Annotated in this window: 1 protein-coding gene; it reads left to right on the plus strand. The window is 41.1% G+C overall.

The genetic code is table 11. The features are described from left to right. On the plus strand, positions 1-1,300 hold a 1,300-nt coding region (locus H5202_RS22585), incomplete at both ends, for an MFS transporter (protein ID WP_182773992.1).

Consider the following 1,300-nt stretch of genomic DNA (forward strand, 5'->3'; position numbering starts at 1 on the left):
CTGGTATCGTGGCTGACAATATGAATAAGGCAAAACTGATCAGACGGCTAAAGTTATTAGAGCTGATTATTATGTCTACAGCGGCTATCGCGATTATCAGCCAAAGTTATATGGTGATGTTGCTGCTGCTATTTTTAACCGGTAGCCAATCGGCTTATTTTGGTCCAGTAAAATACTCATTATTACCTCAAGCCTTAAGTGAAGCGGAATTAGTTAAAGGTAATGCTCTGGTTGAAATGGGCACCTTTTTGTCAATTCTGGTTGGCACGTTAAGCGCTGGTTTGGTGGTATCTATCGATAATGGCTTAACCTGGGCTGCAATCATTGTCTGTGTGTTGGCGATTTGTGGTTATCTTGCTAGTCGTGCTATTCCTTCATTACCTGCCCAAGGCGATTTAAACCCAAGTAAGTTTTCGCTATTTTCTGGTACTTGGCGTTGTATCAGTAAAGCACGACAAACCACTTCTATTTGGATGGCTATTTTAGCCATTAGCTGGTTTTGGTTCTTAGGGGCGACTTATTTGACTCAGTTTCCTAATTTTGCCAAGTTACACTTACATGCCGATGCCACCGTCGTATCACTATTACTTGCATTATTTTCGGTCGGTATTGCTGTTGGCTCTTACGTGTGTGAACGTTTTTCGTTTGGGCATGTTGAGTTAGGCTTATTACCCTTTGGGGTATTGGGCTTGAGCGTATTTAGTTTTGACATGATAGGGGCTATTCCGCTAGAGGTTGTCGAGCCAGGTTTTGTGTATAGTTTCGAGTCATTTATTGGTAATGCTCAGCACTATCGTGTCATGATCGATTTGTTTCTTGTCGGCCTAAGTGGCGGGATATTCATTGTGCCACTGTATGCGTTTATTCAAACTCGCGCAGAAAAACAAGAATGTGCTCAAGCTATCGCGGCGAATAACATTATTAATGCCTTATTTATGGTTGGCTCCGCAGTATTATCAATAGTCTTACTGGGTGTATTTCAGTGGAGTATCCCTGAATTATTTATGCTTGTCGGGGTGCTTAACTTAATCGTGCTGCTATATGTGTACTCGCAAGTGCCAGAGTTTACCCAACGTTTCATATGTTATTTACTGATCCATGTAATGTATCGGTTTCATGTTCTTGGTAGAGATCATATTCCGACCCATGGTGCAGCTATTATTTTCTGTAATCATGTGTGTTACGTTGTTGCGTTATTCATTATGGTCGCGTCGACTCGTCCTCTTCGTTTTTTACTTGTTAATTCTCTTACCGTATTTCCTTTTTTAAATTATTTCTTTCGTCCCTCTGTGTTATTCCC

The sequence above is a fragment of the Shewanella sp. SG41-4 genome, from assembly GCF_014164505.1.
Classification (GTDB): Bacteria; Pseudomonadota; Gammaproteobacteria; order Enterobacterales; family Shewanellaceae; genus Shewanella.